Source organism: Sphingomonas montanisoli, from assembly GCF_008274695.1.
Lineage (GTDB): Bacteria > Pseudomonadota > Alphaproteobacteria > Sphingomonadales > Sphingomonadaceae > Rhizorhabdus > Rhizorhabdus montanisoli.
Genome location: NZ_VTOU01000002.1, coordinates 1,065,582 through 1,086,444 on the forward strand (window position 1 = coordinate 1,065,582; position 20,863 = coordinate 1,086,444).

The window sequence follows — 20,863 nt, forward strand, 5'->3', positions numbered from 1 at the left end:
TTTTGGCCGAGTATTGGGGTTGTCGAGATGTTGAAGGAAGCTGCAGCGTCCAAAGCGGCTAAGCTGCTGATGACGTGCGTGTGCCCGGTCGCGGGCACCACCGCGCTCAGCCTTGCCTCCCCCAAGGTCCGCGATGCGGTCCACAAGGCGACCCAGCCGCGTCAATATGCCAAGCCCAAGACGCGCGTTCGCGCTCCGGGTGCGGAAGGCGAGGCGAGCGCCATGCAGATGGCGGCGGCCGACGAGCCTTGCCCCACGGTCACGCCGTTCGCCCTGTCGAACCTGCCCGAAACCTCGGTTCAGCCGCTTCAGGCCGCGCCCCAGCAGCTCGCCGAAGGGCCGAGCCCGGACGTGACCAATCCCATCCCGCTCACCCCGCGCATCTTCGTGCCGCCGGCGGGTGGCAATCCGGTGCCGCAGGGCCCGGGCGGCGTGCCCGAGCCGGAGACCTGGGTCCAGCTGGTGCTGGGCTTCGGCATCATCGGCGGTGTCGCGCGCGTCAGCTATCGCCGCAACGGCGGCCAGCAGCGCCGCCAGGATCCGTTCGACGCCTGGGCTGAGACCAAGAACGAGAGCAAGGCGGGCTGAGGCCGGCCTTTCCCTCCTTATCCTCCCCCGCCAGGGGGAGGTGGCGCCGAAGGCGACGGAGGGGGAGGTTTCAGCCAACTTGAGGTTCGTCCCCGTCCTCCCTCTCCGTCAGCTACGCTGACACCTCCCCCTGGCGGGGGAGGATGAAGAGTCAGGCGGGAGCCGGCCCCGTCAAAAGCCGGCCCCCGCCCTTCGCGGAAGCTCTTGAAGAAGGCGCGTCAGAAGGGGCGTTCGCCCATCACGTTGCCGCCTTCATTGTAACGACACACCAGAAAATCGTCCCGGCGGCCATGGGCCAGCGCGCAGCCTACTGCCTTGGTCGAACGCCAGGTAAGCTGGGTATAGTGACCGATCTGTTCGAGATCGCCGTTGATCGCGTTGTTCGGGAAGATCCCCTGCTTGAAGTTCTTCTTCTCGGCCACCCAAAGCCCCACCATCGAGTCCGCGCCATAATAGCCGCGCGTGCCCGCCCAGAGGTTCTCGCCCTCGGGATCGGGATCGAGCGGTTCGTCCGGTGAATGAACCAGATAACCGACCGCGGTCAGGTGCTGTGCCCAGATCGCGGCGTCACGCTCGAGATTCTTGTCCCAGCGGAGCGCGGGAATGCCCAGCGCCTCGCGCTCGCGGTTATGGCCTGCCAGAACGCGATCGTTGAAGTTCGTGCTCAGGTCGGTCGCACCCTGCATGAGCGGCGCCACCAACGCGATTGCGCCGGCCATCGCCAGCTTCGCCATCCGTCCCGTGGTCGTCGAAAAACGCATTACCCATCACTCCAACTGCGTGACGGGGATCAGTATGGAGACGGCACCTTGCGGCGTGGTTGGCGAGATTAGTGACCCGCACGTTCAGCACTAACAGGCTGACAAACACGGATTTTTCGAAGGACGGCGCGCAGGTGCGGAGGCAGCGATTATCGTGCCGAACCCGGCGCTTGCCCGGTTAACTCCGCGTTGGGGATGTTCGAAATTGCGCCAAATGTTGCGGCCAATTTTACCATTCAAACGAGATGGCAGGGCGCGAATCATCGGTTCGGCGCGACGATTGTTTACGCAAAGAAAGTTGGGGCGCCGCGGGCCGGTCCTCACACCGGCTCGTGCTCGACGGTCGTGAGACCGGAGACGATTTTACCGCGGCGGCCACGTCGAGCCCCGCTACCCGGACTTTCACCGGTGCACCCCCTCCGCGCGGCCCTATCGGGCTCTTCGCTGACGTAGCGGGACGCTGGATAGGCAGGAAAATCGGGGCGCGCTACTAAAGATTTGCAGCCGTTTGCGAATGGCGGAAATCCGCCAAAGTTGGCGCGGGTTGCCACCAACTACAAACATCGATGTCTAACCTATTGGTCAACTGAGACCGGTGGACAAGTTCATTTGCCTATCGAATCAATAGGCAACCGGCGTCAGAAACGCGCGTCCCGATACACGCCCGAAATGTCGCCGCCCCAGGGGCCGTGATAGAGTTCAAGCAGCCGCTCGGCGGGCGTCTTTCCGCTCTCCAGGATCACGCGCAGCGGATCGAGGAACACCCGCTCGTCCTCGCCGCCCGCATTGAGGCGCGCGCGCGCCTTGAGGCCCGCATCGGCGATGTCGAGGATGATCTTGCCGAGCGCCTGGAAATCGCGGCCGCGCGGCCCCTTCGCCTTGAGGCCGAGCTTGGGCACTTCGGCGCGGATGCGGTGGTGATCCTCGATCGTCCAATGCTTGATCTCGTCCCATGCCGCGTCGAGCGCGACGTCGTCGTACAGCAGGCCGACCCAGAAGGCCGGGAGCGCGCAGATCCGGTCGTGCGGGCCGCCATCGGCGCCGCGCATCTCGAGGAAGCTCTTGAGCCGCACCTCGGGGAAGGCGGTGGACAGGTGGTCGTTCCAGTCGGCGATCGTCGGCTTCTCGCCGGGCAGGGCCGAAAGCTCGCCCTTCAGGAAGTCCTTGAAGTCGAGGCCCGACGCATCGACATAGCCGTCGCGAAACGCGAAATACATCGGCACGTCCAGCATGTAATCGGCGTAGCGCTCATAGCCGAAGCCGTCTTCATAGACGAAGGGCAGCATGCCGGTGCGGTGCGGATCGGTGTCGGTCCAGATGTGGCTGCGATAGCTCAGGAAGCCATTGGGCTTGCCCTCCAGAAAGGGCGAATTGGCGAACAATGCGGTTGCGAGCGGCTGGAGCGCCAGGCTGACGCGGAACTTCTTCACCATGTCCGCCTCGCTCGAATAATCGAGGTTGGTCTGGATGGTGCAGGTGCGCAGCATCATGTCGAGGCCCATCGATCCGACGCGCGGCATGTGCCGCAGCATGATGTCGTAGCGGCCCTTGGGCATGATCGGCAGCTCTTCGCGGGTCTTGTCGGGCCACAGGCCCACGCCCAGGAAACCGATGCCGAGCTTCTCGCCGACGTCCTTGACCTGGCTGAGATGCCGCGCGGTTTCGGCGCAGGTCTCGTGCAGATTGTCGAGCGGCGCGCCCGACAGCTCGAACTGGCCTGCGGGCTCCAAACTGACATTGCCGTCGGCGCCCTTGAGCGCGATGACGTTCTCGCCCTCGTAGATCGGCTCCCAGCCGAACCTGGTCAGCGCGATCAGCAACGCATGGATGCCGCCGCGTTCCTCGTAACTCGGTGCGCGGCGATCGTCCTCGAAGAACACGAACTTCTCGTGCTCGGTGCCGATGCGCCATCGGGCCTTGGGTTTCTCGCCTCCGGAGAAGACCGAGATCAGGTCAGCGCGGCTTTCGATGACGGGGTCGGTGCCGGTGCCGGCTTCGCGAGTGCTCATGGGGCGGCGCAATAACCTACCGATCGGTAGGGTGCCAGAGCTTTTGCGCGGGTCAGCGCCAGTCGCCCGCGTGGCTCATCCACACCGCGATCGCTGCCGCCGTCGCCGTGTCGGCGCGCAGGATGCGGGGGCCGAGCGAGATGCCGCTCGCCTGTGGGATGGCGCGGATCGCAGCGCGTTCCTCGGGGGTGAAGCCGCCTTCAGGGCCGATCAGGATCGCGGCGGGGCCGGGGCGGATCGCCTGAACCATCGGCAGGCCGCCTTCCTCGTCGGCGAAGATCAGCTGGCGATCGGCGGGCCATTCACGCAGCAGCGCGGCGAGCTTCACCGGTTCGTCGAGCAGGGGGAGGGCGGTGCGCTCGCATTGCTCGGCCGCCTCGATCATGTGCGACCGCAGCCGATCGAGGTTGAGCCGGTCGACGATCGTGCGGTGGGTGATAACGGGCCGCCAGCGCGCGACGCCCAGCTCGCTCGCTTTTTCCGCGACCCAGTCGATCCGGTCCTTCTTGATCGGCGCGGCGACCAGCCACAGGTCGGGCACCGCCTCGCGCTCACGCAGTTTCTCGGTCAGGTGGATGACCAGGTTGCGCTTGGCGACGCTTTCGATCGTGGCAAGCCATTCGCCGGTGCGATCGTCGAACAGGATGATCTGATCGCCCGCCTTCCGGCGCATCACGCCCGCCAGATAATGCGCCTGCGCACCGTCGATCATCAGGTGCTGATCCTGCGACAGCGCTTCATCGACGAACAGGCGGGGCAGGCTCGCGGGCGGCCAGGCGGGGGTGGCGGGCATGGCCGTGCGCTAACACGACTGCCCGCCTCCGTCATCCGTGGCGATCAGTTGACCGAAAACGGGATCGAGATGCTGTAGCTCGATCCGGCCGCCATGCTGCCCTGCGGGCGGAACTTCACATGGGTCACGGCGGCCTGCGACGTGGCGTCGCCTGCGGCCGGCGCATAGGTGAAGTTCGTGCCCCCGTCCGATGCGAACTCGACATTGTCGCCGGTGCTGGTCGACGAGACATAGCTGAGCGTCAGGCCGGAAGCCGGATTGCCGTCGGTCGTCCGCACGACATTACCGCCCGTGCCGTCGCCGTCGAGCGCGATCGTCATCTTGGGCGGGGTGGGGACGGTGATCTGGAGGACGTTGGCGTCGACCGCGACGATGTCGGGGTTGGTGACGGTCACGGTCATACGCCGCTTGCTGCCGGGCAGCGCCTTGGGGTTGCTGGTGCCCTCCACCGGGTTCCAGGTCGCGGCGCCCATCGCGATGCTCACAGTCGGCGGGTTGGGCTGGACGGTGAGGGTGACGTTGACCGTTCCGGTGACGTTGCCGCTGTCGATCGGGCCGAGAATGCAGATACCCAGCGCGTTGACCGAGCAGAAATACCATTCCCACTTGATCTGGAAGCTGCCCGTATAGGTGCCGGCGGGCGGATAGCCCGCGCTGGCCAGCTTGAAATAGACGGGCACGTTGGTCGTGCTCGTGGAGAGCAGGCTCAGCACCGATCCGTTGATATAATAAGCCATCACGCCCGGCTTGAGCTCCGTGGTCCCCGCAGCATCGGCATAAAGCTTGTATGTGACGATATTGCCGCCCGATGTGAGCTGCAGGCTGGCAGCACCCGGAACCGTCGCCTTCAGATAGTTGCCGCTGAGCAGGCCCAGCACGGTCGAACTGGTGCACGAAAACCCGCCCAACGTCGGGGTGAGCGGCACGGCGCCGCCCTTGATCGCGGAAGGGGAGAAGGGGCCGACTGTAACCGATGTGGGCGTCGTCACGCCGCAGGCGTTGCCGGCTGAGGTCCACGCGCACAGGATCGCGCCAAGCAGCGCCATGAGCGGCCATGTCGGCCGTCGGCGCGTCCAACTGAAGAAGCGGTTCACGAACATGCTGCCGGGCTTGGCCGCGCATGCTTACCGATTGCCTAATCCGCCCGCCCGCAAGGGGCGCGATTAGACCAATAGATGATCGGTCACGATCTTACCGGCGCCATCGCCAGCCGTTCGAGCATCTCGGCGAAGCGATCGCGGCTCATGCCCTGTCCCGGCCCCAGCCACCATGCGACCGTGCTGAAGATCGCGTTGACGGCGTGCGTCACCGCCAGGTCGAGCGGAATGTCGGGGTGGAAAATCACCGGCACGGCGGTGCCATGTTCGATCGCGCGCGCCATCGCGTCACGCCGCACCACTTCGCCTCCGCCGATCAGCAGCGCGCGGCACAAGGCCGTCCTGTCGGCGATGAAATCGACCAACACCCGCGTCACACTCAGGCGATCGGCCGACAGCAGGGTCGGCATCATCGCCGTCATGAACTCGGTGATCGTGGCGTCGGCGATGTCGGTCAGCAGCGCGGTCGGATCGGCAAAATGGCGGAAGAACGTGGCATAGCCGACGCCCGCCTCCTCCACGATCATCCCCACGGTGACGTCCGGAAAGTCATGTCGGGCTAGCAGCTCGACCAATGCCGATCGCAGTGCTGCGCGTGTCCGTACCACCCGCGCATCCTTGCGCCAGCGATCGTCCGCTTGATGTCGTGTCGGTGCCACTCTTGTTTTATGATCCACTGGTTATCATATGTCACGCAATCGTTTCGACTGCCCTAGGATGGCTGTCCGTCCGAAGGCAAGGCCCGTTGTGTCTATGTGGTGGAGAATGTCCGATGACCGAACATTGCCCTGTTCATGCGGATCGCAGTGGCGATGACCGAAAGACCGCCAGTGCCGTCGCCGGAGGATCAACCCAGTCGGCTGATCGGATCGTCGATCATGCCGGCGTGCGTGCGGTGCTGCGCGATGAAAGCGCGACCCAGGCGGGCTTCAAGGCCGATCTGATCCGGCGTTATGCCGATATGCGGTTCGCGCCGATCCTGTTCCTCGAAGGTGACGCGCACCGCCGCCAGCGCGCCGCCACCGCACGTTTCTTCGCCCCGCGCACCGTCACCACACGCTATCGCGCGCTGATCGAGGCCGAAGCCGACGAACTCATCGCCGGGTTTCAGGCGAAGGGGGACGCGACGCTCGACCGGATGAGCCTGCGCCTCGCCGTCGCGGTCGCGGCCGATATCGTCGGCCTGACCAACAGCGACCGGGATGGGATGGCGCGGCGGCTCGATCGATTCTTCGATGCGGATCTGGCGCTGAAGGATAACCGGCTCGCGCAGTTCGCGAGCTTCTTTCAGGGCCAGTTCCGCCTCTGGTCCTTCTATTTCCGCGACGTCCGCCCCGCGATCCGCTCGCGGATGAAGGCCCCGCGCGAAGACGTCATCTCGCACCTGATCGCCGAAGGCTATAGCGACCGGTCGATCCTCACTGAATGCTTCACTTATGGCGCGGCGGGGATGGTGACGACGCGTGAGTTCATCACGATGGCGGCGTGGCACCTGCTCGAAGACCCGCACCTCGCCGATCGCTTTCGCGAGACCGACGAGGTGGGGCGACTCGCGATCCTTGAGGAGATATTGCGGCTCGAGCCCGTGGTCGGCACGCTTTATCGCCAGCGCGAAGGCGAGCCCGCGCCCGTGGCGCTCGATATCCGCGCCGCCAATGGCGATCCGCAGGCGATGGGCGCCTGCCCGCATCGCATCGACCCCGATCGCGACCGCGCGCCGCGCGTGGGCGCTGCAGGAATGGCCTTCGGCGACGGCGCGCATCGCTGTCCCGGTGCCGGCGTGGCGCTGCTGGAGGCGGCGATTTTCCTCGATCGCCTGCTGCGTGTGCCGGGCATCCGGCTGATCGATGCACCCAGCGTCGGCTGGAATCCGCTGATCACCGGCTATGAATTGCGCGGGTGTAATATCCGCTGCTACAAATAATAATGCGAATGAATATCAGGAAAATGGTTAAGTAATGGCATAGTGTAAGAAAAGCCAACAATTGCACGTTTTCGACTTCCGGGTTAGGCGACCGCTCATCGGGCAATCGGTCGCGGTGGCCGGCTCGGGAGGATGTTATGCGTTCGATGCGTTTTGTTGTGGGGCTTTTGGTTGCCGTTTGCGCGATGGCTCCGGCCAGTGCGGGCATCGTCATCAATAGCAATGCCGCAGGTCAGTCATTTGCAATGGCCTATACCGGGCTGGTTGGTGGGGTGACGACCAACAACGTCACGGCCCAAGGTAACTTTACCTTCACAAGCGTATCGAATGCGGGAAAAACGTTCAACTTTACCTATAATATGCTCAACAATTCTAACTATGATTCACGGTTGAGTTCGTTCGGGTTTAATGCAGCTCCCAATATCTCTTCGGTATCGTCGACCGGCTATTTCGGATATTCGAACACCAACGCCAATTATCCTCAGGGCATCGGCAATATCGAAATCTGCTTTACGGCCGTCAGCAACGGCACCTGCACGGGTAATGGCGCGGGGCTGACCTCAAATCCCGATCAATCGGGCAGCGGCACGTTCGCGCTGACATTCGCCAATGCGATGTCGTCTATCGAACTGAGCGACTTTGCTGTTCGCTTCCAGTCAATCAACCCGAAGATCAACGGATCGAGCTCGGGCGTGGGCACGGGTTCGCTGATCGGACTTGATGGCGGCGTGGTCGGCGCGGCGCCCGATCCGGCAACGTGGATGCTGATGCTCACCGGCTTCGGGCTGGTGGGAATGGCAATGCGCCGCCGGGGCTCGGCGTTCTCGCCTCAGCCCGGCGTCTTCTTGGCGAGGTAGGTCGACAGCCGGTTCTTCGTCGGCGTGCGCGCCCGTGATGGGTTCATCAGGTCATAGACCACCGCATTTTCCAGCACGCGCTGGACATAGCCGCGGGTCTCTTCGAACGGGATCGCCTCGATCCAGTCGACCACATCGACGCCGGGCATGCGCGGATCGCCGTTCGCGCGGATGAACTTGTTCACGTTGCCGGGGCCGGCATTGTAGCTTGCGATCGCAAGCACATAGCTACCGTTGTAATAATTGAGCATGCGATCGAAAAAGGACGATCCCAGCATCACGTTATAGTCGACCTCGGCAAGTCGCGCGGGATCGTAGGGCAGGCCGACCTTGCCTGCCTGCTCCTTCGCGGTGGCGGGCATCAGCTGCATCAGGCCGCGCGCACCGGTGCGGCTTGTCGCCTGCCGATCGAACTGGCTTTCCTGCCGGCTGATCGCGTGGACCATCGTCCAGTGATCCGCCATGGCCGGCGGCACCGCGACGGTTGGGAAGCCGATGCGCAGCGGATCGGGGGTGCCGCTTGTCCGCGCCGCACGCGACACCATCACGCCCAGATCGGGCCGTCCGATCGAGCGTGCAAGCTCGCCCGCCAGCGCATGGTCGATGTCGGTCTTGGCGTCGCTGGCGATCAGGCGGATGAACGCAGTCTGATCCTGCCACTGCCCGTCGCGGCCCAGCAGGCGCGTGGCGCGCACGACCTCGCTCGCTTCGAACGCGGCGCGTTCGGTGGGCGCAACGGCGCGGTTGGAATCGGCGGGCATGGTGAGCTGGCGGCCGAGGCGTTCGGCGGCGAGCTGGCCGTAAAACTGGTCGATATGCGACGCTGCCTGGCCGAAATAGCTGTTTGCCCAATCCGACTTGTTCGCCTGTTCCGCGGCGCGTCCGGCCCAGTACATGCCCTTGGTCTGGGTCGACGGGCTTTGCGCGGCGCGCGCATAGCGATCGAACATCGTCATCGCATCGGCGGGACGGCCGATCCGCTTGAGCGCCACCGTGCCGCCCAGCCACATCAGGTTGGTATAATCGTCGCGCTCGTCGAACGGGCGATCGCGGACCTGCGTGCCCGACGGATAGGTCTCCTCGGCATGGCGCGCGATGGCGAAGGCAAGGTCGTTCTGATTGTCGGCCGCGGCCTGTCGTCCGAACTGGAACAAAGTATCGAGCCAGATCGCGGCGTCATAGGGCACGCCCGACAGGGTGCGCGATTGCGCCAGCCAGACGCGCGCGTCGAACCCATTGCCCCGATCGCGCATCCAGCGCGCCCGATCCAGAAGGAAACCCGGATCGCGATTGGCGGCTTCGCCCGCCGCGACGACACGCGTCGCCGCATCGGGATCGTTGCGGATCAGCGCGATCCGCGCCTCGTATAGCGGCCGGCGCGCGGGGGTGGCGAGCGTCAGGAAGCGCGATGCGGCGGTGGCGTTACGATCCCACAGCAGGCGTTCCATGCGGCGATCATGGTCGGATGCGCTGAACTGCCCCCCGAACCGGGTGAGCAGACGCCCTTCATCGTCGGCCGACAGCCCCTTCATGCCCCAGGCGGCGGCCGCGGCGGTCCGCGCCTCGCCCGATCGGCCGGTCGCAGCCAGCGCCTCGGCATAGCGCGCCTGGCCTGCTGCCGTCAGCGGCGGGGTGCGGGTGAAGAAGGTGACGACATCGCCGGGCGTGTAATTGTTCGGATCGATCCGGCGCTCGGCCGCGCGGCGCATGGCGGTGTCGCCCGGCCAGCCGGGATGCGCGGTCAGGAAGCTGGCATAGCTCTGGAACGGCAGCGAATCGTTGCCGCGAAGCCGCCGCCAGTCGGCAATCGCCTGGCGCAGCGCGGTTTCGTTCCAGCCCGCAAAGCCCGGAGGGGCGGGCGCGGGCCGAGTCGGCTCGTCCTGCGCCACCACTGCGGCAAGCGCGGCCGTGGAGAGGAGAAGCAGGCCCGGCATAAAAAGACGGCGGGCGCGGCTGGACAGGGCAGGGGGCTGAAACCTATTGGGCGCAGCACGATCTCGCGGGTCGGTCATGGGTGCCTTATGCCCCCCTGGCATCGTGAGGTGAAGGGAGTGGCTGATGTTCAGTGGATCGATACCGGCGCTGGTGACACCGTTTCGCGACGGGGCGTTCGACGAGAAACTGTTTCGTGGCTTCGTCGATTGGCAGATCGAACAGGGTTCTTCCGCGCTCGTGCCATGCGGCACGACGGGCGAAAGCGCCACGATGTCGATCGAAGAACATAACCATGTAGTTAGGGTCTGCATCGATCAGGCGAAAGGGCGCGTGCCCGTAATTGCTGGCTGCGGATCGAACGACACGATGGTCGCGCTGGAACATATGCACCACGCAAAGGCCGCCGGCGCGGCTGCGGCGCTGGTCGTGCTGCCTTATTATAACCGCCCGAACCAGGACGGCATTTTGGCGCATTACCGCTATCTGGCGGCGAACAACGATCTGCCGATCGTCGTCTACAACGTGCCCGCGCGCACCGTGACCGACATCTTGCCCGAAACCCTGGGCAAGCTGGCCGAACTGCCCACGATCATCGGGATCAAGGATGCGAGCGGCAAGGTCGAGCGGGTTTCGGCGCAGCGGGCGGCGTGCGGCCCCGATTTCTGCCAGATGTCGGGCAATGACGATATGGCGCTCGGCTTCATGGCGATGGGCGGCAAGGGCTGCATCTCGGTGACGGCCAATGTCGCGCCGAAGCTGGCTGCCGATTTTCAGGCCGCCTGCGCCGAAGGGCGCTGGGCCGACGCGCTTGCGCTGCAGGATCGGCTCTTTCCGCTCCACGCCGCGTTGTTCAGCGATGCTTCACCTGGCCCGATCAAATATGCGCTCACCCGTGTCTATCCCGATTTCCCCAACGAGCTGCGCATGCCGATGACCTGGCCTTCCGAGGCGAGCCGCAAGGCCGTCGACGCGGCGCTGGCGCATGCGGGCCTGGTCTGACGGAATCTGAATGGCCCGTCCGCATCCCCCCGAATTCGAAAAGACCAAGGTCGTCGCCGAGAACCGGCGCGCGCGGTACGAATATTTCCTCGAGGAATTCTTCGAAGCCGGAATCGCGCTGACGGGGACCGAGGTGAAATCGCTGCGCTTCGGCGAGGGTTCGATCGCCGAAAGCTATGCCGAGGTGAAGGACGGGCAGGTGTGGCTGGTGAACGCCAACGTCCCCGAATATAATTTCGGCAACCGCTTCAATCACGAGCCAAAGCGCCCCCGCAAGCTGCTGCTGCGCGAACGCCAGATCGAAAAGATGCGCAACGCTGTGTCGCGCGAAGGCATGACGCTGGTCCCGCTGTCGGTCTATTTCAACGGACGCGGCCGCGCGAAGGTCGAACTTGCGCTCGCCAAGGGCAAGAAGCTCCACGACAAGCGCGATACCGAGAAGGCGCGTGACTGGAAGCGCGAGCAGGGCCGCCTGATGCGCGAGCGCGGCTGAATGTTCGCGCGGATCGGCAATTGGTGGCGCAAGCACGCCCCGACGCGGGAATCGCTGGAGGAGGTGCGCTGGCTGCGCCCCTTCGCGCATCGCGTGCTGGAGCCGAGCCTGTGGCGCTTCACGCGCCGTTCGGTACCGCGCGGGGTGGCGCTGGGCCTGATCGTCGGCATCTTCCTGATGATCCCGGGGCTGCAGATCATTGGCGCGTGCCTGCTGGCTTTGCCGTGCCGCGCCAACGTGCCGATCGCGGTTGCGGGGACGTTCCTCAGCAATCCGGCGACGACGCCGTTCATCCTCTATCTGTCGTTGATCGTCGGTAATCACTTCATCCATTCGACCGCCGATGTTGGCACGGTGATGGTGATGATCGATCAAGGCGCATCGATCGGGGACTGGCTTAGCTGGCTTGCTTCCTCGGCCGCGCCGGCGCTGGTGCTGGGGCTGTTCGTGATCTCGGTGGTCGCAGCGGCCGTCGGCTACCTTGCGGCCGCCTTCTTCTGGCGCTGGTGGATCGCCCATAAGTGGACCCTGCGCACCCGCCAGCGGATCGAGCGCGCGCATGAGCGGGCCCACCCCGATCATTACGACGAACACGGCCATCATCGGGGTTGATCTTGCTTCGAGGCGGGCTTAGCCAACCGTCATAGCAAGATAATACAGAGGTTTCCCGATGAAGACGTTCCTGATCGCGCTGGCCGCGAGCACCATGCTGGCGTCCGCCGTCTCGCCCGCCGCTGCCGCCACCGCCGCCCCGTCCAAGAAGCCGACCTATGGCAGCTTCGGCTTCGACACGGACGGCATGGACAAGTCGATCGCCCCCGGCGATGACTTCTACGGTTATGCGAGCGGCACCTGGGCCAAGACGACCCAGATCCCGGCCGATCGCTCGAACTTCGGCATGTTCTCGGTCCTCGACGAACTGTCGATCGCGCGCAGCCACGACATCCTCGAGGAAATCTCCAAGACCCCGGGCACCCGCATCGGCGACATGTATGCCAGCTTCACCGACGAAAAGACGGTCGACGCGCTGGGCATCAAGCCGCTGACCCCGACGATCGCCGAGATCAAGGCGCTCAAGGACAAGTCCGCCGTCGCCGCCGAAATGGCGAAGCTGCGCAAGATCGGCGTCAATGCGCCCTTCATCCTGTATGTCGGTCAGGACGACAAGGATCCCGAGAATAACATCGTCAGCAGCTATCAGGGCGGCCTCGGCCTCCCCGACCGCGATTATTACCTCAAGACCGACGCGCAGATCGTCGAGACTCGCACCAAATATGCCGCCTATCTGACCCGGCTCCTCACGCTGGCGGGCGAGCCGAACGCCGCCGCGCGTGCCGCCGCCGTGGTCGCGTTCGAGACCGAGCTGGCCAAGGTCCACTGGACCCGCGTCGACAGCCGCGACAGCACCAAGACCTATAACAAGTGGCAGCGCGCCGATTTCGCGAAGAACGCCCCCGGCTTCGATTGGGATGCCTTCCTGAAGGCGTCGGGCGTCGATGCGCAGCCCGCCTTCCTCGTCGCGCAGCCGACCGCGTTCACCGGCTCGGCCAAGGTGTTCGAGGCGACCCCGCTCGCCGTCCTCAAGGACTATGTCGAGCTCAACCTGATCAACGCGATGTCGCCGTATCTGTCGAAGCAATTCGTCGACGCCGACTTCGCGTTCAACCAGACCGTGCTGAGCGGCACGCCGGAGAATTCGGCGCGCTGGAAGCGTGGTGTCACGCTGATCAAGGACAATATCGGCGAGGATCTGGGCCAGGAATATGTGAAGCGCTGGTTCACGCCGGAGACGAAGGCGGCCGCCGATCAGCTCGTCAAGAACATCATCGCCGCGATGGGCAAGCGCATCGACGGCCTCACCTGGATGGCGCCCGAAACCAAGGTGAAGGCACGCGCCAAGCTGGCGGCGTTCACCCCGAAGATCGGCTATCCCGACAAGTGGCGCGATTATTCGGTGCTCGTGATCAAGCGTGATGATCTGGCCGGCAACGTCATGCGTTCGGCGGAATTCGAATGGAATCGCGGCCTCAACAAGCTGGGCAAGCCGCTCGATCGCAGCGAATGGGGGATGACCCCGATGGAAATCAACGCCTACGCCAATTTCGGCATGAACGAGATCGTCTTCCCGGCCGCGATCCTGCAGCCGCCCTTCTTCGATCCGAACGCCGATCCGGCTGTGAACTATGGCGGCATCGGCGCGGTGATCGGGCATGAGATCAGCCATCATTTCGACGATCAGGGCGCGAAGTACGACATGCACGGCCGCCTGTCCGACTGGTGGACGACCGAAGACGTCAAGGCGTTCAACGCGCTGACCGACAAGGTCGTGAAGCAATATGACGCCTATGAGCCGCTGCCCGGCATGCACATTCAGGGTGCGCTGACCCAGGGTGAGAACATCGCCGATCTCGCGGGGCTCACGGTCGCGCATGAGGCGTACATGATCTCGCTGGGCGGCAAGAAAGCGCCGGTGATCGACGGTTTCACCGGCGACCAGCGTTTCTACCTGGGCTGGGCGCAGGTGTGGCGCCGCAACTATCGCGAGGCGAACCTGCGCCAGCGCCTGCTGACCGATCCGCATTCGCCCTCGATGCAGCGCGCCTGGGTCGTCCGCAACCTCGATCCCTTCTACTCGGCTTATGATCCCAAGCCCGGCCAGAAGATCTATCTCGCGCCCGATCAGCGCATCCGTATCTGGTAACCTTCTGATCCTCCCCCTGGCGGGGGAGGATCAGGTCGATCACTTCCCCGGCTTGACGTCCCCCGTCGCCGGGGGGACAGGTTGGTATGGCCAGCCAATTTCTCCCGTCGTCCACCAAGCCGGCAAAGGCGCATGCGCGCGCGTCGAGCCGCACGTTGCTCTATGGCATCGGCATCACGATGTTCATGCTGCTGTCGGCGGGGACTGTGGTGGCCGTGTGGGGCACTGTCACCGATGCTCGCAGCGCCAGCGTGTTCCTGATCGCGTTCATCGCCGCGATCCTCGGCATGCTGATTTATGCGCTGCTGCGCTATCGTCAGCCGGTCGCGACCGCGCGCGTATCGGGGCCTGACATGAACCTGATCGTCGGCGTGATCGAGGATTCGGATTGCGCGGTGGCGATCACCCGGCCCGACGGCAGCCTCGCCTGCGTCAACCGGCGTTTCCAGAACTGGTTCGGTGGCCTGCCGACCCCGCCCGCTCTGCCGCTGCCCGAAGAATCGCGGCGGCGGCTGGATGAAGCGCGGATGATCGCGCGGCGCGACGGGATCGCGAACCTTCCCGGTCTCGTCACCGATCGCGGCACTGTCGATGTCGTGCTGCGCGCGGCGGGCGAGGATGGCGCGCACATCGTCTGGCGGTTCCGCCAGTTGCGCCGGATCGACGGCGTTTCGGAGATTGCCGGCTGGATCAGCGGCGAGAACGGGCGGCGCTTTGGTGGGGCCGGCATCATGGTGGCGCTGGTCGACAGGGAGGGGCGCGGGATCGCCGCCAATCGCGCCTTTCGCAAACGCGCGCTGGGCGATCTCGAAGCGTCGCCTGGCTGGCTGTTCACTGATCTTCTGCGTATCGAGGGTGACGCGATCCGGCTGGCGGGCGAACCGCGCGACATGCCGCCGATCCATCTGTCGCAGGTCGCGTTCGACGGCTCGGATGGCGAAGCCGCGACGATGTTCCTGATGTTCGATCTGCCCGTCCATGCGGGCGGTATCGCGCAGCAGATCGCGCCGGCCGCGCCCAATGTGCAGGGGTTGCTCAACATGCTGCCGCTCGGCCTCGCGCTCGCCGATCGCGACGGGCGGCTGTTGTTCATGAACGACAGCTTCCGCCGCGCAGCCGGCATCGCGCCCGACGGGCACGTCATCTACCCCAGCGATCTGGTGGTCGAAGACGACAAGGCGTCGGTGTCCGACGCGGTGCGCCGCTTCGCCTCGGGTCGCGGATCGTTCGGCGATCTCTCGGTTCGGCTGAAGGAGAAGGGGGAGGAGAATGTCGCGCTCACCATCGCCGCGACGAAGGGGTTGGGCGATGCCGCAGTCCTCCTCAGCCTGAAGGACAATAGCGAGGAATCACGCCTGAAGCGGCAGGTCGCGCAGGCGATGAAGATGCAGGCGGTGGGCCAGCTCGCCGGCGGCGTCGCGCACGATTTCAACAATATCCTGACCGCGATCATCGGCCATTGCGACCTGATGAGCATGCGCCACATGCCGGGCGACAGCGATTATGACGATATCCAGCAGATCAAGCAGAACTCGAACCGCGCCGCCGCGCTGACCCGCCAGCTGCTCGCTTTCTCGCGTCAGCAGACGCTGCGCCCACAGATCCTCCAGCTGCCCGACGTCATCTCCGAAATCTCCAGCCTGCTGCGCCGCCTGCTGGGCGAACGGGTCGCGCTCGACGTCAGCCACGGCCGCAATTTGCAGACGGTCCGCGCCGATCCGGGCCAGCTCGAACAGGTGATCGTCAACCTCGCCGTCAACGCGCGTGACGCGATGCCCGATGGCGGCACGCTGACGATCCAGACCTACGGTCTCTCCGCTGCCGACACGCGCAAGCTGGGCATCGAGATCATGCCCATAACCGAATATGTCGCGCTGCGCATGAGCGACACCGGCACCGGGATCCCGCCCGAGATCATCACCAAGATCTTCGAACCCTTCTTCACCACCAAGGAGGTCGGGCGCGGCACCGGCCTGGGCCTGTCCACCGTCTATGGCATCGTCAAGCAGACCGGCGGCTTCATCTTCGCCGAATCGGAGGTGGGGAAGGGGACCAGCTTCGTCATCTACCTGCCCGTTCACGAGGCCGAAAAGGGCAGCATTCCCGCACAGCGCGCCGCCGCCAAGGAGCCGTCGACCGAGCTTTGGGGCACCGGCACCATCCTTCTGGTCGAAGACGAGGCGATGGTGCGGGCCGTGGCCGAACGCGCGCTCTCGCGCCAGGGTTACACCGTCCTCACCGCCACCAATGGCGAGGAGGGGTTGGAGGTGCTCGAAAGCGGGCAGGAGGTCGATCTCGTCATTTCCGACGTTGTGATGCCGGTGATGGACGGCCCCGCAATGGTGCGCGCCGCACGCGCGGCGCGGGCGGATCTGCCGGTGATCTTCATGTCGGGCTATGCCGAGGAACAGCTGCGCAAATCGATCGATATCGACAATATCGGTTTCCTGCCCAAGCCCTTCTCGGTGCAGCAGATTTGCGAGGCCGCGCGCGATACGCTGGCGGAAGATCGCGCGGCGGATAAATAATATCTGTTCTCCACTTGTTCTGTTGGAACATTTCGGATACGTATTCGGGCATTGAAGCTTTCGGACACGCTATCTACGAGGGAGCCCGCAGATGTCGGCACAGTTGAAACTGATAGGAACCCCCAAGGACGTGGCAAACATCGACAGGGAAAAGGCGCTCGAAGCGGCGCTGGCGCAGATCGACCGCGCCTTCGGCAAGGGTTCGGCGATGAAGCTGGGCTCGAAGGAAGCGATGCAGGTCGAAGCGGTCTCGACCGGTTCGCTCGGGCTCGACATCGCACTGGGCATTGGCGGGCTTCCCAAGGGCCGCGTCATCGAGATTTTCGGACCGGAAAGCTCGGGCAAGACCACGCTCGCGCTCCATTCGATCGCCGAAGCGCAGAAGGCGGGCGGCACTGCGGCCTTCATCGACGCCGAACATGCGCTCGATCCGGTCTATGCCAAGAAACTGGGCGTCAACATCGACGAGCTGATCGTGTCGCAGCCCGACACCGGTGAACAGGCGCTCGAAATCGCCGACACGCTGGTCCGATCGAACGCGATCGACGTGCTGGTGATCGATTCGGTCGCCGCACTCGTGCCTCGTGCCGAGATCGAGGGCGAGATGGGCGACAGCCATGTCGGCCTTCAGGCACGCCTGATGAGCCAGGCGCTGCGCAAGATCACCGGATCGATCAGCCGGTCGAAGTGCACCGTGATCTTCATCAACCAGATCCGCATGAAGATCGGCGTGATGTACGGTTCGCCCGAAACGACGACCGGCGGCAATGCGCTGAAATTCTACGCCTCGGTCCGCCTCGACATTCGCCGCACCGGCCAGATCAAGGATCGCGACGATATCGTCGGCAATGCGACCCGCGTGAAGGTGGTCAAGAACAAGGTTGCCCCGCCGTTCAAGCAGGTCGAATTCGACATCATGTATGGCGAGGGCATTTCCAAGGTCGGTGAGATCCTCGATCTCGGCGTCAAGGCCGGATTGGTCGAGAAATCGGGTGCCTGGTTCAGCTACGACTCGATCCGCATCGGGCAGGGCCGCGAGAATTCGAAGAATTACCTGCGCGAAAATCCCGACGTCGCCACCCGCCTCGAAAAGGCGATCCGCGCCAATTCCGAAGGCGTCGGCGAAGCGCTGATGGCCGGCCCGTCCGAAGACGACGACGTCTAACTGTTGATCCTCCCCCGCCAGGGGGAGGTGTCAGCGTAGCTGACGGAGGGGGAGGACGCGATGTCCTTGAGTTGGTCGCCGACCTCCCCCTCCGTCGCCTTCGGCGCCACCTCCCCCTGGCGGGGGAGGAGCGAGTTTGGTTCTTTTGCCACTTCGTCGCATTTTCTCCGGGAATTCCAGCCGAAATCCAAAGGCCACAAAAGCCACGACCATTGTGGCCTTTGATGTTACACGGAGCCTCAGATGGTTTTCGCCCGTCTCAACTATGTCGAACTCCCCGCCGCCGATATCGCGGGCAGCAAGACCTTCTTCGAAACCGCTTTCGGCTGGAGCCTGACCGCGTTCGGCCCCACCTATGCCGCGACGATGGGCGCGGGCACCGATATCGCGCTCCAGGGGGACATGCTCGAAGCGGCGGCCAAGCCATTGGCGGGCATCGAAACCGACGATCTCGAAGCGACGCTCGCCGCGGTCGAGGCGGCGGGTGGCGAGATCACAGTGCCGATCTTTGCCTTCCCCGGCGGACGCCGCTTTCAATTCCGCGAGCCTTCGGGCAACGAATTGGCAGTCTATATCAACGAGCCCGGGGATTGACGATCGTGTCGCTCCTCCGGTTCGGGGGAGCGTCCGATGACGATCATCGTCCATCATCTCGAAAATTCGCGGTCGCAGCGTGTGCTGTGGCTGCTCGAAGAGCTTGGCCTTCCCTATGAGGTCAAGCGGTACGAGCGGAACAGGCGCACGATGCTCGCCCCGCCCGAACTGCGAAAGATCCACCCGCTCGGCAAGTCACCGCTGATCGAGCATGACGGGCGGATCGTCGCCGAAACCGCGACGATCATCGGCTATCTCGTCGCGCTCGCAGGTGGCCGGCTCGGCCCGCCTGCCGACACCGACGGTGGCCTGCGCTGGCGCTACTTCCTCGATTATGCCGAAGGCTCGCTGATGCCGCCGCTGCTGCTCAGCCTCGTCATTGGAAAGATGGGCCCGTTCGGCTGGCCGGCAAAGGGCTTCGTCGAGAAAATGGCGATGGTCCATATCGACTATGTCGAGGCCGAACTCGCCACCCGCCCCTGGTTCGCCGGCCCCGAATTCACCGCCGCCGACATCATGATGAGCTTCCCGCTGGAGGCCGCGCGCGGTCGCCTGAAGCTCGACGGCCGCCGCCCGACCATCGTCGAATGGCTCGACAAGATCCACGCTCGCCCCGCCTACAAGACCGCGCTCGAAAAAGGTGGTCCCTATGCCTATGCATAAGTTGGCCGTCCTCGCCGCTCTCGCCCTGATCGCCGCGGCGCCGCCTTCGGCGGTCCCCGAAGTCGGCGAACCCGGCACCGCCGCCGAACGCGCGGCGCTGATGACGGCGACGAAGACCTGGTTCGATGCGCAGGACCACGGCAAGCCGACCAGCGCCTACAAGCTGATCGGCCCCAGCATGACCGCCTATCTCACCCCCCAACTCTTCGCCGACGCGCAGGCGCGTTTCGCGTCGGAGGCGGGCAAGCTCGATCGCCGCGTGCTCACCCGGATCAGCTGGTATCGCGACCCGCCCGACGCGCCCGCCCCCGGCCTCTACGTCGCGACCGACTTCACCGCGCTCTACGCCAATCTCGATCTGATGTGCGGCTATCTCATGTGGCACGAAGCCGCCCCCGGCCGCTTCGAACTCGTCCGCGAAGAACAAAACTACATCGACCACGCCGCCGCCAAAGCCATGCCCCCCGAACGCCGCAAGGAATTGCCGAAACTGTTCGGGTGTGTTGGCGCTGACCAGCCGGCGAGCGACTAGGCCGCGATCGGCTCTCGCTGCGGACAGTCGCGTGCATGGTCGTTCACCATCCCGACCGCCTGCATGAACGCATAGACGATCACCGGGCCGACGAACTTGAACCCGCGCTTCTTGAGTGCCTTGGACATGGCTTCGGAGGCGGGGGAGGAGACCGGGAAGGAGGTGCCGTCGCCCTGCTGCGGTTCGCCGTCGACGAAGCTCCACAGCCACGCGGAGAAATCCTCGCCCGCCGCCGCCATCTCGCCGTAGATCCGCGCCGCGCCGATCGTGGCGAGGATCTTGGCGCGGGCGCGGATGATGCCTTCGTCCTGCATCAGCGCCTCGACCTTCGCATCGTCGTAGGTCGCGACGATCGCGGGATCGAAGCCGTCGAAAGCATGGCGAAAGCCTTCGCGCCGATAGAGGATCGTCCGCCACGAAAGGCCCGCCTGAAACCCCTCCAGCATCAGCATTTCCCACAGCATCCGCGGATCGCGCACCGGAACGCCCCATTCGGCGTCATGATAGGCGGACATCACCGCATCGCCCTCGGCCCAGCTGCAGCGCGGCATTACTGGCCCCGCACCGGCGTCGCGGCCGCATCGCCGACCACGGTGGTCCACGGCAGCACGCGCCACGATCGCACGATACCGCTGGTCACATAGGGATCGGCCCGCGCGAACGCCTCGGCCGCCTCCGGCCCGTCGCCCGCGAACAGCAGCATCGCCGCCTCGACCGGATCGCCGAGCGCGCCGCCGAGCAGCAGATCGCCGCGTTCGGCCGCGGCCCAGGCGAGCGCCAGATGATCGGCGCGAAACGTGCCGCGGCGTTCGAGATAATCGGGGGCCAATTCGTAGCTCAGGATGTAATGCGCCATGATCTCAGTCGCTGCTCCCGCCGCTATCCCCGCCGCCACTATCGCTACCGCTGTCGCTGCCGCCGCTGTCCGAAGAGTCGCTCCAGTCGCCGCTCGCTCCGCCGCCGCCGAAATCGCCGCCATCGCCCGAAAAGCGATTCAGGCTGTCACTGTCGCTATCGCCGCCACTCGACACATAATAAGTGTCGGTGCCGGCATAGCCGACGCCGCTATCGCCACCGCCCGCATCGCCCCCGCCGGAGCGCCCGCGCCGCGTCGACCGATAGAGCGCGATCACGAGGACGATCAGTCCGGCGACCAGCAGCAATTTGAACATCGCATCGCCCTCCGCCGAACTGCGTTCTGCCCATCTTCCCAATCGACGCGTC

General features: G+C 64.9%; 21 protein-coding genes. 12 read left to right on the top strand and 9 right to left on the bottom strand.

Annotated elements, in window-relative coordinates; translation table 11 throughout:
• Positions 1-27: 27 nt before the first annotated feature.
• Positions 28-588: a hypothetical protein gene (locus FYJ91_RS10850; RefSeq protein WP_246152560.1), complete on the top strand. Its 561-nt coding sequence runs from the start codon at positions 28-30 to the stop codon at positions 586-588.
• Positions 589-806: 218 nt separating this feature from the next.
• Here FYJ91_RS10850 and FYJ91_RS10855 read toward each other — a convergent pair whose 3' ends face one another.
• The 5 genes from FYJ91_RS10855 to FYJ91_RS10875 all read right to left on the bottom strand — a co-directional run bounded on the left by FYJ91_RS10855 (position 807) and on the right by FYJ91_RS10875 (position 5,856).
• Entirely contained in the window at positions 807-1,349 is a 543-nt protein-coding gene (locus FYJ91_RS10855) for a CAP domain-containing protein (RefSeq protein ID WP_149522239.1), read from the bottom strand.
• Positions 1,350-1,987: 638 nt separating this feature from the next.
• Complete coding sequence (locus FYJ91_RS10860; RefSeq protein ID WP_149522240.1) at positions 1,988-3,358, bottom strand: glutamate--cysteine ligase; 1,371 nt, start codon at positions 3,356-3,358, stop codon at positions 1,988-1,990.
• A gap of 52 nt (positions 3,359-3,410) precedes the next feature.
• The gene (locus tag FYJ91_RS10865) at positions 3,411-4,151 is read right to left on the bottom strand and encodes a 16S rRNA (uracil(1498)-N(3))-methyltransferase (protein WP_149522241.1); all 741 of its coding nucleotides are present in this window, start codon (positions 4,149-4,151) and stop codon (positions 3,411-3,413) included.
• Positions 4,152-4,195: 44 nt separating this feature from the next.
• Complete coding sequence (locus FYJ91_RS10870) at positions 4,196-5,245, bottom strand: spore coat protein U domain-containing protein (RefSeq protein WP_246152561.1); 1,050 nt, start codon at positions 5,243-5,245, stop codon at positions 4,196-4,198.
• 89 nt (positions 5,246-5,334) lie between these two features.
• On the bottom strand, positions 5,335-5,856 hold the full coding sequence (locus FYJ91_RS10875) for a TetR/AcrR family transcriptional regulator (RefSeq protein WP_181008452.1): 522 nt from the start codon (positions 5,854-5,856) through the stop codon (positions 5,335-5,337).
• 164 nt (positions 5,857-6,020) lie between these two features.
• On the opposite strand from FYJ91_RS10875, the gene FYJ91_RS10880 reads away from it, so the two are divergent.
• The gene (locus FYJ91_RS10880) at positions 6,021-7,172 is read left to right on the top strand and encodes a cytochrome P450 (RefSeq protein ID WP_181008453.1); all 1,152 of its coding nucleotides are present in this window, start codon (positions 6,021-6,023) and stop codon (positions 7,170-7,172) included.
• A 137-nt stretch (positions 7,173-7,309) separates the two neighbouring features.
• Entirely contained in the window at positions 7,310-8,029 is a 720-nt protein-coding gene (locus FYJ91_RS10885) for a cistern family PEP-CTERM protein (protein WP_246152562.1), read from the top strand.
• Here the strand turns inward: FYJ91_RS10885 and FYJ91_RS10890 are convergent.
• Positions 8,002-9,963, bottom strand: a complete 1,962-nt coding sequence (locus tag FYJ91_RS10890; protein ID WP_246152563.1) for a lytic transglycosylase domain-containing protein — start codon at positions 9,961-9,963, stop codon at positions 8,002-8,004. The genes FYJ91_RS10885 and FYJ91_RS10890 overlap by 28 nt on opposite strands.
• A gap of 124 nt (positions 9,964-10,087) precedes the next feature.
• On the opposite strand from FYJ91_RS10890, the gene dapA reads away from it, so the two are divergent.
• The 9 genes from dapA to FYJ91_RS10935 all read left to right on the top strand — a co-directional run bounded on the left by dapA (position 10,088) and on the right by FYJ91_RS10935 (position 19,639).
• On the top strand, positions 10,088-10,963 hold the full coding sequence (gene dapA, locus FYJ91_RS10895; protein ID WP_149522244.1) for a 4-hydroxy-tetrahydrodipicolinate synthase: 876 nt from the start codon (positions 10,088-10,090) through the stop codon (positions 10,961-10,963).
• Positions 10,964-10,973: 10 nt separating this feature from the next.
• Positions 10,974-11,456 carry an SsrA-binding protein SmpB gene (gene smpB, locus FYJ91_RS10900; RefSeq protein WP_149522245.1) on the top strand — a complete coding sequence of 161 codons (483 nt, stop codon included), beginning with the start codon at positions 10,974-10,976 and terminating at the stop codon, positions 11,454-11,456.
• Complete coding sequence (locus FYJ91_RS10905; protein ID WP_149522246.1) at positions 11,457-12,068, top strand: DUF2062 domain-containing protein; 612 nt, start codon at positions 11,457-11,459, stop codon at positions 12,066-12,068.
• A gap of 58 nt (positions 12,069-12,126) precedes the next feature.
• Positions 12,127-14,157 (top strand): M13 family metallopeptidase, encoded by a 2,031-nt coding sequence (locus tag FYJ91_RS10910; protein WP_149522247.1) that lies wholly within the window; start codon positions 12,127-12,129, stop codon positions 14,155-14,157.
• Between the two features lie 86 nt (positions 14,158-14,243).
• Positions 14,244-16,685, top strand: coding sequence for a hybrid sensor histidine kinase/response regulator (locus FYJ91_RS10915; protein WP_246152564.1), 2,442 nt, complete (start codon positions 14,244-14,246; stop codon positions 16,683-16,685).
• A gap of 91 nt (positions 16,686-16,776) precedes the next feature.
• Positions 16,777-17,850, top strand: a complete 1,074-nt coding sequence (gene recA / locus FYJ91_RS10920; RefSeq protein ID WP_149522248.1) for a recombinase RecA — start codon at positions 16,777-16,779, stop codon at positions 17,848-17,850.
• A gap of 243 nt (positions 17,851-18,093) precedes the next feature.
• On the top strand, positions 18,094-18,444 hold the full coding sequence (locus FYJ91_RS10925; RefSeq protein ID WP_149522249.1) for a VOC family protein: 351 nt from the start codon (positions 18,094-18,096) through the stop codon (positions 18,442-18,444).
• A 36-nt stretch (positions 18,445-18,480) separates the two neighbouring features.
• Positions 18,481-19,107 carry a glutathione S-transferase family protein gene (locus tag FYJ91_RS10930; protein WP_149522250.1) on the top strand — a complete coding sequence of 209 codons (627 nt, stop codon included), beginning with the start codon at positions 18,481-18,483 and terminating at the stop codon, positions 19,105-19,107.
• Positions 19,094-19,639 carry a DUF4019 domain-containing protein gene (locus FYJ91_RS10935; RefSeq protein ID WP_246152565.1) on the top strand — a complete coding sequence of 182 codons (546 nt, stop codon included), beginning with the start codon at positions 19,094-19,096 and terminating at the stop codon, positions 19,637-19,639. The genes FYJ91_RS10930 and FYJ91_RS10935 overlap by 14 nt, the downstream gene beginning before the upstream one ends.
• Here FYJ91_RS10935 and FYJ91_RS10940 read toward each other — a convergent pair.
• Genes FYJ91_RS10940 through FYJ91_RS10950 form a run of 3 tightly spaced genes read right to left on the bottom strand, consistent with a single transcriptional unit; the run spans position 19,636 to position 20,811 of the window.
• Entirely contained in the window at positions 19,636-20,190 is a 555-nt protein-coding gene (locus FYJ91_RS10940) for a DNA-3-methyladenine glycosylase I (protein ID WP_149522251.1), read from the bottom strand. The genes FYJ91_RS10935 and FYJ91_RS10940 overlap by 4 nt on opposite strands.
• A complete protein-coding gene (locus FYJ91_RS10945; RefSeq protein ID WP_149522252.1) occupies positions 20,190-20,495 on the bottom strand; it encodes a YciI-like protein in 306 nt (101 codons plus the stop codon). The genes FYJ91_RS10940 and FYJ91_RS10945 overlap by 1 nt, the downstream gene beginning before the upstream one ends.
• Positions 20,496-20,499: 4 nt before the next feature.
• Positions 20,500-20,811 carry a hypothetical protein gene (locus tag FYJ91_RS10950; RefSeq protein ID WP_149522253.1) on the bottom strand — a complete coding sequence of 104 codons (312 nt, stop codon included), beginning with the start codon at positions 20,809-20,811 and terminating at the stop codon, positions 20,500-20,502.
• Positions 20,812-20,863: the final 52 nt, after the last annotated feature.